This is a genomic window from Herbidospora yilanensis, assembly GCF_001570565.1.
GTDB classification, from domain to species: domain Bacteria; phylum Actinomycetota; class Actinomycetes; order Streptosporangiales; family Streptosporangiaceae; genus Herbidospora; species Herbidospora yilanensis.
This window is the reverse complement of record NZ_BBXE01000037.1, coordinates 112512-123891: the sequence shown is the minus strand read 5'-3', so window position 1 is coordinate 123891 and position 11380 is coordinate 112512. Positions and strand designations below refer to the sequence as shown.

General features: G+C 70.8%; 10 protein-coding genes and 1 pseudogene. 9 read left to right on the top strand and 2 right to left on the bottom strand.

All coding sequences use genetic code 11. From position 1 onward, the window contains the following. The 6 genes and pseudogenes from AW273_RS38190 to AW273_RS39225 all read left to right on the top strand — a co-directional run. Positions 1 to 350 (top strand): annotated as a pseudogene (locus AW273_RS38190) (cell division protein FtsZ); the annotation flags it as partial. 10 nt (positions 351 to 360) lie between these two features. Beyond that, on the top strand, positions 361 to 1074 hold the full coding sequence (locus AW273_RS29240) for a YggS family pyridoxal phosphate-dependent enzyme (RefSeq protein ID WP_062354986.1): 714 nt from the start codon (positions 361 to 363) through the stop codon (positions 1072 to 1074). A 163-nt stretch (positions 1075 to 1237) separates the two neighbouring features. Next, positions 1238 to 1735 (top strand): cell division protein SepF, encoded by a 498-nt coding sequence (locus AW273_RS29235; RefSeq protein WP_062354983.1) that lies wholly within the window; start codon positions 1238 to 1240, stop codon positions 1733 to 1735. An 83-nt stretch (positions 1736 to 1818) separates the two neighbouring features. Then, positions 1819 to 2106, top strand: coding sequence for a YggT family protein (locus AW273_RS29230; RefSeq protein ID WP_030450315.1), 288 nt, complete (start codon positions 1819 to 1821; stop codon positions 2104 to 2106). Positions 2107 to 2155: 49 nt separating this feature from the next. Next, positions 2156 to 3031 (top strand): DivIVA domain-containing protein, encoded by an 876-nt coding sequence (locus AW273_RS29225; RefSeq protein ID WP_062354980.1) that lies wholly within the window; start codon positions 2156 to 2158, stop codon positions 3029 to 3031. A 48-nt stretch (positions 3032 to 3079) separates the two neighbouring features. Further along, positions 3080 to 4687 carry a hypothetical protein gene (locus AW273_RS39225; protein WP_062354975.1) on the top strand — a complete coding sequence of 536 codons (1608 nt, stop codon included), beginning with the start codon at positions 3080 to 3082 and terminating at the stop codon, positions 4685 to 4687. Between the two features lie 365 nt (positions 4688 to 5052). On the opposite strand, the gene ileS is transcribed toward AW273_RS39225, so the two are convergent. Further along, positions 5053 to 8184: an isoleucine--tRNA ligase gene (gene ileS / locus AW273_RS29215; protein WP_062354972.1), complete on the bottom strand. Its 3132-nt coding sequence runs from the start codon at positions 8182 to 8184 to the stop codon at positions 5053 to 5055. Between the two features lie 481 nt (positions 8185 to 8665). On the opposite strand from ileS, the gene AW273_RS29210 reads away from it, so the two are divergent. Genes AW273_RS29210 through AW273_RS29200 form a run of 3 tightly spaced genes read left to right on the top strand, consistent with a single transcriptional unit; the run spans position 8666 to position 10504 of the window. After that, positions 8666 to 9061 (top strand): TraR/DksA family transcriptional regulator, encoded by a 396-nt coding sequence (locus AW273_RS29210; RefSeq protein ID WP_030450311.1) that lies wholly within the window; start codon positions 8666 to 8668, stop codon positions 9059 to 9061. Then, complete coding sequence (gene lspA, locus AW273_RS29205) at positions 9034 to 9585, top strand: signal peptidase II (RefSeq protein ID WP_232327655.1); 552 nt, start codon at positions 9034 to 9036, stop codon at positions 9583 to 9585. Before AW273_RS29210 ends, lspA begins: the two co-directional genes overlap by 28 nt. Continuing rightward, positions 9578 to 10504, top strand: a complete 927-nt coding sequence (locus tag AW273_RS29200) for an RluA family pseudouridine synthase (RefSeq protein WP_062354966.1) — start codon at positions 9578 to 9580, stop codon at positions 10502 to 10504. The genes lspA and AW273_RS29200 overlap by 8 nt, the downstream gene beginning before the upstream one ends. A gap of 2 nt (positions 10505 to 10506) precedes the next feature. On the opposite strand, the gene AW273_RS29195 is transcribed toward AW273_RS29200, so the two are convergent. Next, positions 10507 to 11352 (bottom strand): oxidoreductase, encoded by an 846-nt coding sequence (locus AW273_RS29195; RefSeq protein ID WP_062355016.1) that lies wholly within the window; start codon positions 11350 to 11352, stop codon positions 10507 to 10509. Positions 11353 to 11380: the final 28 nt, after the last annotated feature.

Genomic DNA, 11380 nt, shown 5'->3' with positions numbered 1-11380 from the left:
CCCCGGCCCCGCGCCCGGCTCCGGCGCAGCCCGCCCAGCCGATCCGGCCCGTCTCCTCGGCGCCGGCCAACCAGGCCCCGGTCGCGCAGCCGGCCACCCCGGCCGCGCAGCCCGCCCCGGCCCCGGCCGAGCGCGAGGCCAGCGTGTCGACCGGCGCGTTCGGCACCCGCGAGAGCGCCGAGGCCCGGCCCGAGCAGCAGAGCGCGTCGGGCACCGGCCCGTTCGCGATCCCGCGCCCGACCGAGCCGCCGACGCCGATCACCTCCAAGGTCACCCAGCCGGTGCCGCGCCGCCCGGTCGTCTTCGAAGAGCAGGAAGACGAACTCGACGTGCCCGACTTCCTGAAGTAACCGCTCATCCATGACCCACGCCGCACCCTCCCCCCGGGGTGAGGAGATCGCGGCGGGGCTGGCCGAGGTCGAACGCCGCATCACCGACGCGTGCGCCGCCGCCGGCCGGTCCCGCTCCGAGATCACGCTCATCGCGGTGACCAAGACCTACCCCGCCTCCGACGTCCGCCTCCTGGCCGGGCTCGGCGTCGCCGACGTCGGGGAGAACCGCGACCAGGAAGCCGCCGCCAAGGCCGCCGAATGTGCCGACCTGGCGCTGACCTGGCACTTCATCGGCCAGTTGCAGACCAACAAGGCCCGGTCCGTGGTCGCCTACGCCGACCTGGTGCACGGCGTCGACCGGCTCCGCCTCGCCGAGGCGCTGTCCCGCGAGGCCGTCCGCGCCGGGCGTGAGATCGGCTGCCTCATCCAGGTCTCCCTCGACGGCCGCGCCGGCCGAGGGGGCGCGCTTCCCGCCGACGTCCTCCCGCTCGCCGACTCCCTGGCCGCGCTTCCCGGGCTCGCCCTGCGGGGCGTCATGGGAGTGGCGCCGCTGGGGGAGGACCCGGCTCCCGCGTTCGCCCGGTTGTACGGGGTGGCGCAAGCCGTACAAAAAGATCATCACCACGCGAACATCATTTCGGCGGGCATGAGCGGCGATCTGCCCCAAGCGATAGCCAACGGCGCGACACACCTGCGAGTCGGTACGGCGTTGCTCGGCCGCCGGAAGCCCTTCGTCAGGTAATGTCCCCCGAGTAACAAGTAGGTACGATCAGCGGTTCGCCTCCGCGAGAGACGCGGACGGCCGAAGGCCGGCCGTGGCTCGCGCAGGGATCTGCCTCAACGACGGGCAGGGTTCCGCCACGGACCTTCAGCCATGGGCACGGTAGACGGAGGACGACGGAGCGATGGCCGGCGCGATGCGCAAGATGGCGGTCTACCTCGGTCTCGTGGAGGACGACGACCGTTACGACCGATACCGCGAGTACGCCGACGAGTTCGGCGACGACTACGACATCCCTGGCGACTTCAACCCGCAGGGCACCCAGGGCCGTGACGCGGGCGACGACTCCCCGATCCCGGCGCCGCGACCCTCCGCGGCCGTGATCGAGCGGCGTACGACCGATCTGGCGCGGATTACCACGCTCCATCCCCGCACCTACAACGAGGCGCGCACGATCGGTGAGCACTTCCGCGAGGGCACCCCGGTCATCATGAATCTGACCGAGATGGTTGACAGCGACGCGAAACGGCTGGTCGATTTTGCGGCAGGTCTGATTTTTGGCCTACACGGCAGCATTGAACGTGTTACCAACAAGGTGTTCCTGTTGTCCCCGGCCAATGTCGAGGTGACGGCTGAGGACAAGGCACGGATCGCGGAACGCGGCTTCTTCAACCAGAGCTAGAGTTCCGTGTATGAACAGTGAGCGGCTCCCCGGCGGCCCGAACGCCCGGAGGATGCGGACCTGGACGGAGGCGAGGCTCGACCGTGGGGATCGTTAGTGAGATCTTGGTCGCTGTCCTGGCCCTCTACCTGGTTCTGCTGATCGGACGGATGATCTTCGAGACGGTCCAGGCGTTCGCCAGATCCTGGCGGCCCAGGGGCCCGGTGCTGGTCCTGGCGGAGGCCACATACACCGCCACCGACCCACCTCTCAAGTTTCTCCGCCGTTTCATTCCTCCCCTCAGGTTGGGTACGGTGGCCTTTGACCTAAGCTTCACAGTGCTGTTCATTGTGGTCTTGGTCTTGATCCAAGTCGTGTCCGCGCTTCGTTGATCGGGTACCGTCCCTCCGGACAGACTCCAAGCGCGCCAAGGAGACCCAAATGCCGCTGACGCCCGCCGACGTGCGGAACAAGCAGTTCAGTACCACCCGGTTGCGACCGGGCTACGACGAGGAAGAGGTGGACGCTTTTCTCGACGAGGTCGAGGCGGAGCTCGACCGCCTCATCCAGGAGAACGAGGAGCTGCGCGCCAAGCTGGCCGAGTGTCTCCGGGGCAAGGTCCCGGGCGGCATGGCCATGGGCGGCATGCAGATGGCCCCCGCTCCCGTCGCCGAGACCCCGCAGGCCCCCATGCAGCAGCCGGAGCCGATGGCTCCGCCGCAGCCGGTGCGCCCCGAGCCCGTCCCCGTCGGCATGGGGCTGCCCCCGGCCGAAGACAACATGGACACCGCGGCCCGCGTGCTCGCGCTGGCGCAGCAGACCGCCGACCAGGCGATCGCCGACGCCCGCCGCGAGGCCGACGAGACCGTCACCCGCGCCCGCCGCGAGGCCGACGAGGTCCTCGGCAAGGCCCGCCGTCAGGCCGAGCAGGTCATCGGCGACGCGCGTGCGCGCGCCGAGACTTTGGAGCGTGACGCTCAGGAGCGCCACCGCCAGGCGATGGGCTCGCTGGTGCAGACCCGCGACGAGCTCGAGCGCAAGGTCGACGAGCTCCGCAGCTTCGAGCGTGAATACCGCAGCCGTCTGAAGCTCTACCTGGAGAACCAGCTCGCCGAGCTGAACGTCCAGGCCGAGGGCAGCGGCGGCTTCCCGATCGTCGGCAACCCGGCCATGCAGCAGGGCCAGCCCGGCCAGCCGCAGATGGCCCACGCCGTCGCCCCCGGTCCGCAGATCCAGGCCGTCCCCAACCCGTTCGCCACCGAGCAGCACTCCGGAGGGTTCCCCGCCCCCGACGGCTCTCACGGCGAGCGCCGGTAGGGTTTCCGCTTCACGCACGCGTACAGGTAGTTCGGAAGGCCGCCCCCCGTGATCCTTGTCAGTGCCGCCCTTGTCCTCGCGGCGATCGTCCTGCTGATCGCCGGTGTCGTACTCGGGATGGCATTCCTCGTGATGTGGTCGATCGTGATCAGTGTGCTGAGCGCGGTCTGCCTGCTGATCGGGGCGCTGCTGAGGCGTCACGAGCTGTTCCCCGCCGGAGGCCGGGCCGCTGTCGAGGCCCATCAGGCCGCCGTGGCGCCGCAGATGGTGCCGCACATGGCGCCGCAGATGGCCCACGCCGGAATGCCGGTCTACGGTGCGCCGACGGTCATGGCGCCCGCGTCACCGGTGCCGCCGACGATTCCCCCTACCTATCCGCCCAACCCGACCGTGACCGCCCCGGTGCCCGTCCCCGGGCTGGGGCCCGACTCGATCGTCCTGGTGATCCCCGGCCGCAAGCGGTTCCACCGGTCCGGCTGCCGGCAGCTCGTCGGCCGCGAGACCGAGGAACTGACGGTCGAGGAGGCCAGGGAAGAGGGCTTCACGCCCTGCACGACCTGCGTCGTCGACGCAGCCGCAGACGACACCTGGGCCACCACTGTCCAGGAAGCGAGGGTGGAGCCGGCCGACACCCCCGGGCGCGCCGGTTCGGTGCCTCCGGCCGCCTCCACCCCTCCCGTCGCCCCTGTGGTCCCGCCCGTGGCTCCCTCTCTGGAGCCGTCCGAGTCCACCGCCGTCTTCCGCGCCGAACCGCCGTCGGCCGGATGGCCGGAGCCGGTCCCGTCCGACCGGCCCGCCACGTCGGGCGGCTGGCCCGAGCCGGTCCGCCCCGCGGAACCCGTGGGCAGGAAAGAGCCGTCGGCGAGGGTCAATCCCTACGCCAAGGGCGACTCCGCGGCCCGCGCGAAGCCCGGGGAAGCCGAGGCCGAGAGCCCGGTCCCGGCCTTCGAGGCCGCCCGGTCCGAAGACGCCGAGCCCCGATCGGCCAGGCCCCAATCCGGGAAGCCCGAAGCCGCCAAGCCTCAGGCCGTTACGTCTGAGGCCGCCACCTCTGAAGCGGCCGAGTCCGAAGCCGCCGACTTCGAAGCCGCCAAGCCTGAGGCCACCGCGCCGGAAGCCGCTCCCGGGGCCGCCAAGTTCGAGGCCGCCGCGCCGGAAGCCGCCCCCGAAGCCGCCAAGCTCAAGGCCGCCGCGCCGGAAGCCGCTCCCGGGGCCGCCATCAAGACCGGCAGGCCGGAAGGCGCTCCCGGGGTCGCCAAGTTCGAGGCCGCCAAGTCGGAAGCCGCCCCCGAGGCCGGCGCGTCGAAGCCCTCCGCCAAGGAGCAGGCCGAGCCCGCCGAGGCCGGTCCCGAGCCCGCCGAGGGGCTCGTCAAGCCGTCCATCGCGATCCCCGAGGCCTCCTCCTCCTGGAACGCCTTCTCCCGGCCCACCGCCTCACCTGTGGCCGAGAAGGAAGAGGCCGGCGAGGACCGTGACGGTGACACCGTCGAGCGCAAGCTGCCGCCGCCCATGGTGAAGGTCATGGAGGGCACCCGGCGTTACCACGCGCCCGACTGCCCGCTGATCAAGGGTGAGGAAGACGGCATCGAGACCATGTCCGAGCCGGCCGCCGAAGAGGCGGGCCTGACGCCCTGCACGGTCTGCGACAAATCCTGAGACTTCGCATGAAGAAGGCCCGGCGGATCTGATCCGGCCGGGCCTTTCTTCGCCCCATGTAGCACCCCGCGCAAGCGTCTGCCCGGCGGCGTCCGGATTATTCGCCGGGAGGCGTGCGAGTTCCGGGGGTAGGGGGACGCGACCCGGATGTGCCTCCCCCGGCGGCGGGCGTGGCAGGTCAGTACCAGGACGCCGAGGTTGATCGTATTCACGGGTGGCCATCGGGCCGGCCTTCGACATGGAGCGGCCCTGCGATCCCATCCGGCCGGCGAAGATCACCCGGCGGCGTTCCACCGTCTCGCTCCCCATATCCGGAGAAGCCCGGCGGATCGGGTCCGCCGGGCTCCGGTGTCGCACGTCGGGGGTCAGGCCTTGCGGAGCTGGAAGCGCAGCCCCAGGTCGGTGTCCTCGTGGGTGTGGAGGCCGTCGGCGGAGCCCTCCGCGAACGCGGTCGCGAGCACCTCCTCGGCCACCAGCGAGCCGCCCTCCCGCAGGGCCGCCGCCAGGTCGCCGTCGGCCGACCACCACAGGTCGATGCGGTCGGTGATCGACAGGCCGGTCGACTTGCGGGCGTCCTGGACCAGGCGGATGACCTCGCGGACGAGGCCGGCCCGGCGGAGTTCGTCGGTCATGGCCAGGTCGAGGGCGATGGTCTCGCCGGTGCCGGTGTCGACCGCGCCCGTCTCGACCGCCCAGCCCGACTTGGGCTGCTCGGTGATGATGAGGTCGTCGCCGGCCAGGGTCACCTCGCCGAGCTCGCCCGCCTCCAGGGTGGCCGAGCCGCCGGTCCTGACCGCGCGGGCCAGGGTGCCCGGGTCGGCCGCCGCGACGGCCGCGGCGACCAGCTTGGTCTGGCTGCCGAACCGCTTCCCGAGGGCCCGGAAGTTGGGCTTCACGGTGAAGGTGACCAGGTCGGCCGAGAAGCCCGACATGTCTTCCAGCGCCAGGACGTTCAGCTCGTCGGCGATCAGGTCGCGCAGCTCCGCCGACAGGGCCGCCCAGCCGGGAGCGCCCACGAGGGCGCGGCCGAGCGGCTGGCGGGTCTTGACCGACGACGACGCGCGCGCCGAGCGGCCCAGCTCGACCAGGCGGCGGACCAGGCCCATCTGCTCCGACAACGCCGGGTCGACGAACTCCGGGTTCACCTTCGGCCAGGTCGCCAGGTGGACCGACGACGGGGCGTCGGGGGTGCGCAGGGCCTCCCAGACGTAGTCGGTCGTGAACGGCACCAGCGGGGCCATCAGCCGGGTGACCGTCTCCAGGCATTCGTACAGGGTCGCGAACGCCGACTCCTCGCCCTTCCAGAAGCGGCGGCGGGAGCGGCGGACGTACCAGTTGGAGAGGTCGTCGAGGAACTCCGTCAGGCGGCGGCCGGCCCTGGCGGTGTCGAAGACGTCGAGGGCGGCCGTCACCTCGGCGACGGTGCGGTTGAGCTCCGCCAGGGCCCACCGGTCGATCAGCGGCCGGTCGGCCGGGGCCTCACCCGGCGTCCACGCCGAGGCGTTGGCGTACAGGGTGAAGAAGCTCGCCGTGTTCCAGTAGGTCAGCAGGACCTTCCGGACGATCTCCTCCAGCGCCGCGTGGCCGATGCGGCGGGGCGACCACGGGGAGCCGCTGGTGGCCATGTACCAGCGCAGGGAGTCGGCGCCGTGCTGGTCCATCAGCGGCATCGGGCGCAGCACGTTGCCCAGGTGCTTGCTCATCTTGCGGCCGTCTTCGGCCAGGATGAGGCCGAGGCAGAGCACGTTCTCGTACGACGACCTGTCGAAGACCAGCGTCCCGACGGTCATCATCGAGTAGAACCAGCCGCGGGTCTGGTCGATGGCCTCGCAGATGAACTGGCCCGGGTAGGCGGCCTCGAAGACCTCCTTGTTGACGTGGGGGGCGCCCCACTGCGCGAAGGGCATCGCGCCGGAGTCGTACCAGACGTCGATCACGTCGGGCACCCGGCGGGCCTCGCCGCCGCAGTCGCCGCAGGGGAACACCACGTCGTCGACGTAGGGGCGGTGGGGGTCGAGCGCCGAGAGGTCCTGGCCGGCCTTCTCGCCCAGTTCCTTCAGCGAGCCGACGCAGGTCACGTGGTCTTCGTCGCAGATCCACAACGGGAGCGGGGTGCCCCAGTAACGCGACCGGGACAGCGCCCAGTCGACGTTGTTGCGGAGCCACTCGCCGTAGCGGCCGTTCTTGATCGTGTCGGGGAACCAGTTGGTGCCCTCGTTCTCGGCGAGCAGGCGCTCCTTCAGCGAGGTGGTGCGGATGTACCAGGAGGGGAGCGCGTAGTAGAGCAGCGGCGTGTGGCAGCGCCAGCAGTGCGGGTAGCTGTGCTCGAAGTGCGAGCCGCGGAACAGCAGGCCGCGCGCCGCGAGGTCGGCGGTGAGGCCCTCGTCGGCGTCCTTGAAGAACTGGCCGCCGACCTGCGGGACGTCGGGCAGGAACCGGCCGTCGGGGCCGATCGGGTTGACGACGGGCAGGCCGTACCTCTTGCAGACCTGCATGTCGTCGGCGCCGAACGCGGGCGCCTGGTGGACCAGGCCCGAGCCGTCTTCGACGGTGACGTAGTCGCCGAGCACGACGAAGTGGGCGCCGGGGATGTCGACCAGGTCGAAGGGCCGCTGGTAGGGGGTGTGCTCCAGCTCCGTGCCCAGGAAGGACTCGCGGACCGTCCAGCCCTCGCCGAGGGCCGCGCCGACGAGCGGCTCGGCCACGACGACCGGCTTCTCGCCCGCCTTCTCGGCGACCACGTAGGTGACCTCGGGGTGCACCGCCACGGCGGTGTTCGACACGAGGGTCCACGGGGTGGTCGTCCAGATCAGCAGGTCCACGCCCGCGAAGCGGCCCGAGGTGACCGGCATGCGGACGTACACGGACGGACTGGAGACGGTCTCGTAGCCGCCGGGCTGGCCGAGCTCGTGGTCGGACAGGCCGGTGCCGCAGCGCGGGCAGTAGGGGGTGATCCGGAAGTCGCGGAACAGCAGGCCCTTGTCGAAGACGACCTTCAGCGACCACCAGACGGCCTCGACGTAGGCCGGGTCCATCGTGCGGTAGGCCTGGGACATGTCGACCCAGTAGCCCATCCGCTCGGTCATCTCCTCGAACGCGTCGACGTGCCGCAGGACGGACTCGCGGCAGCGGGCGTTGAACTCGGCGATGCCGTAGGCCTCGATCTGGGGCTTGCCCGACAGGCCCAGCTCCTTCTCGACCGCCACCTCGACGGGCAGGCCGTGGCAGTCCCAGCCCGCCTTGCGCGGCACGTGGTAGCCGTTCATCGACTTGTAGCGGGGGAAGACGTCCTTGAAGACGCGCGCCTCGACGTGGTGGACGCCGGGCATGCCGTTGGCCGTCGGGGGGCCCTCGTAGAAGACCCACGACGGGCCCGTGGCGTTCTGTTCGAGAGAACGTTCGAAGACCTTGCCGTCGCGCCAGCGCGCCAGCACCTCGTGTTCGAGGCGCGGCAGGTCGACCTGCGCGGGCAGGGGTTGGAACTGGTGGCTGGACACGGATCCTCCACGCTCATCGGACAATGGCGCGGAGGGACGAGGCCGTGGGCCCCGCGGTACCACCCTCCTTGGCCCCCTTTCCGGGGAGCCCACTCTTGTGTTGCCGGTTCTACTGAGCGTGACGCCGTTCTTCCGGCGGCTCCGGGGTGATCTTCCTCGCGCGCCTCACCCCGGGCTTCCACCGTCCCCGGGTCGCTCCTGTGAGGGGGTGCGTGAGTACTCGTCCCCATCAATGCCGTGCAATTCCCAAAGATAACGCAGCGCTCGGGTGCTGGCTTCCCGATATCGGGGTAGGGAGCGCGGAACACGCGGCGAGGCGTAGGTGTTGAACCCACATCTCGGCGCGGAGGTATGCGGCAAACGGGGAGGAGCAAGTCGTCCGGTACGGATGGCGTAAAAGCGTCGGCGCGTCGATTGCCGATCTTGTTTTCGCATACCTACGATGCCCGGACTTGCACCAACACTGCATTTGGGAGGCCCCATGGCCACGCGCGCGGCCAAGACCGCCGTCACTGAGGACGTCTGGTCCGCCGATGAACTCGCCGCCGTCCGCGACCGGTTGCTGACCGAGATCGAGGAGCTGCAGGTCGACATCGCACGGGCCGAGGCGTCCCTCGCGCTCGGCAACTCGTCCGAGGGCGCCGGCGACGACCCGGCCGACGCCGGAGCCAAGACCTATGAGCGCGAACGTGAGATCGCCCTTACCCTGAATGCGCGCGACCTGCTCGCGCAGAACGAGCGGGCGATCGCCCGTATCGACGCGGGAACATATGGGGTGTGCGAATCGTGCCAACGGCCGATCGGGAAGGAACGTCTGCAGGCGTTCCCGAGGGCGACGCTGTGCGTGGCGTGCAAGCAGCGGGAGGAACGCCGCTGACGCAGAACGAGACGACGCGGGCGCGGCGGATCAAGCTCCTCGCCGCCGTGGCCGTGTCCATCTACGTGTTCGACGTGATCACCAAGTACCTCGTGGTCGAACATTTCGAAGACGGGCTGCCGACGGTCCTGATCCCCGACGTGCTGGTCTTCAACGTCATCCGGAACCCGGGGGCGGCGTTCTCCATCGGGACCGGCATGACGATCGTCTTCACGATCATCGCCTCGGTGGTGATCGGCGCGATCATCCGCACCGCCCGGCAGTTGCGTTCGCTGCCCTGGGCGATCGACCTCGGCCTCCTGCTCGGAGGCGCCCTGGGGAACCTGACCGACCGGATCTTCCGGTCGCCGGCGCCGTTCCAGGGCCACGTGGTCGACTTCGTCCAGGTCTTCCCCGCGACCAACTTCCCGATCTTCAACGTGGCCGACTCGGCGATCGTCTGCGGCGGCATCCTGGCCGTGTTCCTGGCCTGGCGCGGCTACCAGATCGACGGCACCCGCGAGGGAGCGGTCAAGGATGCCTGACCAGCGTTCGCTGCCCGTGCCCGACGGGCTGGAGGGAGAGCGGCTCGACGCCGCTCTCGCTCGTCTCTTCGGCTTCTCGCGCACCCGCGCGGCCGAGCTCATCGTCGGCGGCGACGTCCTCGTCGACGGCTCGCCCGCCGGCAAGTCCGACCGGGTCTCGGCCGGGTCGTGGCTCGACGTCACCATCCCCCCGCCGGTCTCCGCGCCCATGCCGGTGGCCGAGCCGGTCCCCGGGATGACGATTTTGTACGAAGACGACGACGTCGTCGTGGTGAACAAGCCCATCGGCGTGGCGGCCCACCCCTCCGTCGGCTGGACCGGGCCGACGGTCATCGGTGGCCTCCTCGGCACCGGCCACCGCGTCTCCACCAGCGGCGCGGCCGAGCGGCAGGGCATCGTGCACCGGCTCGACGCCAACACCACCGGCTGCATGGTCGTCGCCAAGAGCGAGCGCGCCTACACCCTGCTGAAGCGCGCCTTCAAGGAACGCACCGTCGAGAAGCGCTACCACGCCCTGGTCCAGGGCCACATGGACCCGCTGCGCGGGACCATCGACGCGCCGATCGACCGGCACCCCTCCGGCGACGGACGGTGGGCCGTCGTGGCCGGCGGCAAGGACTCGGTGACCCACTACGACACGCTGGAGGCCTTCCGGTCGGCCTCCCTGCTCGACATCCGCCTGGAGACCGGCCGCACCCACCAGATCCGGGTGCACATGTCGACCATGCGGCACCCGTGCGTGGGCGACCTGCAATACGGCGCCGACCCGACGATCTCGGCCCGGCTGGGCCTGTCCCGGCAGTGGCTCCACGCGGTGATGCTGGCCTTCGAGCATCCCTCGACGGGGGAGTGGGTCACCTTCAACGCCGACTATCCGGCCGACCTGGCCCACGCGCTCGACGTGATCGCCGAGTCGTGACCTCAGCCGAGTGAGCCGAGCCGCGCCAGCGCGTCGCCCGGCAGCCGGAGGCCCGAGGCCGCCACGTTCTCCCGCAGGTGGGCCACCGACGACGTGCCCGGGATGACGCAGATCGTCGGGGAGCGGTGGAGCAGCCACGCCAGCGCCGTCTGCTGGGGCGTCGCGCCCAGGTCCGCCGCCACCTCGTCCAGGACCTCCGACTGGAGCGGGGAGAAGCCGCCCAGCGGGAAGAACGGGACGTAGGCGATGCCCTGCTCGGCGCAGACGTCCACCAGGGCGTCGTCGCTCCGGTCGGCCACGTTGTAGGCGTTCTGGACGCAGACCACCGGCGCGATGCCCCGGCAGACCACGAGCTGGTCGGCGGTGACGTTGCTGACGCCCAGGTGGCCGATCAGGCCCTCGTCCATGAGGGCGGCCAGCACGCTGAAGGGGACGGTCGGGTCGCCGGTGTCGAACATCCTCAGGTTGACCACGTCGAGGCGTTCGACGGCCAGGCGCTTGAGGTTGTCGTACACGGCCTCGATCAGTTCCGGTTCGGTCAGGGCGGGCAGCCACGACCTGTCGGCGCCGCGTCTGCCGCCGACCTTCGTGACGATGCGCAGGCCGTCCGGATAGGGGTGCAGGGCCTCGCGGATGAGGTCGTTCACCACGTGGGGGCCGTAGTAGTCGCTGGTGTCGATGTGGAGGAGGCCCAGGTCGGCGACGGTCCGCAACACGCGGATCGCCTCGGCCGGGTCTTCGGGCGGGCCCCAGATCCCCGGGCCCGTCAGGCGCATCGCGCCGTAGCCCATTCTCGTCAGGGCCAGGTCGTCGGTGAGTTTGAGGATTCCGCCGGTGATGTCGTCCATGTGCGGATCGTGCCCGGTCGTGACCCCG